The sequence below is a fragment of the Chryseobacterium urinae genome (genome assembly GCF_030518295.1).
In the GTDB taxonomy this organism is placed as follows: domain Bacteria; phylum Bacteroidota; class Bacteroidia; order Flavobacteriales; family Weeksellaceae; genus Chryseobacterium; species Chryseobacterium mucoviscidosis.
Map to the genome: position 1 here is coordinate 1 of NZ_JAULSJ010000076.1, position 1,476 is coordinate 1,476.

The 1,476-nt window shown below is 37.2% G+C and carries 3 protein-coding genes; all 3 read left to right on the forward strand.

What is annotated here, in order from left to right:
* The first annotated feature begins 219 nt into the window (after positions 1-219).
* Genes QWT87_RS20980 through arr form a run of 3 tightly spaced genes read left to right on the forward strand, consistent with a single transcriptional unit; the run spans position 220 to position 1,448 of the window.
* Positions 220-603, forward strand: a complete 384-nt coding sequence (locus tag QWT87_RS20980; protein WP_058878815.1) for an iron chaperone — start codon at positions 220-222, stop codon at positions 601-603.
* A gap of 6 nt (positions 604-609) precedes the next feature.
* A complete protein-coding gene (locus QWT87_RS20985) occupies positions 610-963 on the forward strand; it encodes a YciI family protein (RefSeq protein WP_058878816.1) in 354 nt (117 codons plus the stop codon).
* Between the two features lie 35 nt (positions 964-998).
* Positions 999-1,448, forward strand: coding sequence for an NAD(+)--rifampin ADP-ribosyltransferase (gene arr / locus QWT87_RS20990; RefSeq protein ID WP_058878817.1), 450 nt, complete (start codon positions 999-1,001; stop codon positions 1,446-1,448).
* The last annotated feature ends 28 nt before the right edge of the window (positions 1,449-1,476 follow it).

Consider the following 1,476-nt stretch of genomic DNA (forward strand, 5'->3'; position numbering starts at 1 on the left):
TAGTATTTGCAAAAGGCGGGGTTGAAACCAAGTAGAAAGATTTGTTGCATTTAGTCGCAACTTGCTTTTCATATTGTATTTTTTTGTAATTTAACAATCTGAAAAAGCAATTTGCTTCGTTCGGTCGAAATTGAACTTTTCGTCCAATTTAGCCCGCCCTTCGCAAATACTTTTTCCGTTAGCGGTCATTGTAACGGACGACACAGCATTGAGATAATTATGAATGAAATTGAAGCATACATAAAGCAGTTTCCCGATAACGTTCAGGAAACTTTGCAAAACATTAGGAAGTTAATAAATGACAACGCACCTAACGCAGACGAACTTTTTGCTTACGGAATGCCAGCATATAAACTCAACAAAAAACCATTGGTCTATTTTGCAGCTTTCAAAAATCATATTGGGTTTTACGCAACACCTTCAGGACATAGCGAATTTCAAGACGAACTTTCAAAATATAAACAAGGAAAAGGTTCGGTCCAGTTTCCGCTTGACAAACCAATTCCATACAAATTGATTGAAAGAATTGTAAAATTTAGAGTGATTGAAAACAACAAAAAGGCAAACGCTAAAACAATTTTGACTAAACAGACTGATAACTAAAATAAAATGAAAGAATTTGTATTACTGTTCCGAATGGACATCACAAACGCAGAAGCACAACCAACGCCAAAGCAAATGGAAACCTATATGCAACAATGGATAAGTTGGATAAACGAAATAGCCGACAATGACCAACTTGCAGACGGTGGAAACCATTTTTCACGACAAGGACGAGTTCTAAAACCAAACAACGAAGTAGTTGAAACGCCACACATTGCCGACAACAATTCCATTGCGGGTTACATCATTGTATTAGCAAAAAACATTGACGAAGCGACAAAAATTGCAAAGAAATGTCCAATCTTAAACGGACAAAATACATGTGTAGAAATACGTGAAACAGCAACACCGGGACAATAAACAGACATAGAAACATCTAAAAATAAATTTTGACAATGGAAAAAACTAACAGCAACCAAAAATCAAACGGACACGGCGCGACACCTTTCGCACAGACTTATTTTCACGGGACAAGGTCTGACTTGAAAGTTGGTGAGTTTATCGAAGTTGGTTTCAACTCTAATTACGGACAAAGAAAAAATGCAAAATATATTTTCCTTTCCGCGACATTGGACGCTGCAATTTGGGGTGCTGAACTTGCATTTGGTGAAGAACGAGAAAGAATTTATCTAGTTGAACCAACAGGACCAATTGAAGACGACCCTGACTTGACGGACAAAAAGTTTCCAGGCAACCCAACAAAATCTTATCGTTCAACAAGTCCGTTTAAAATAGTTGGTGAAGTTACCAATTGGCAAGGACACCCACCAGAACAAGTTAAAGCAATGAAAGACGCATTAGCAAAACTTAAAGAACAAGGAATTAACTCACTAAATGACGAATAACTTTGACGATAAAAAACAACGAACCGCC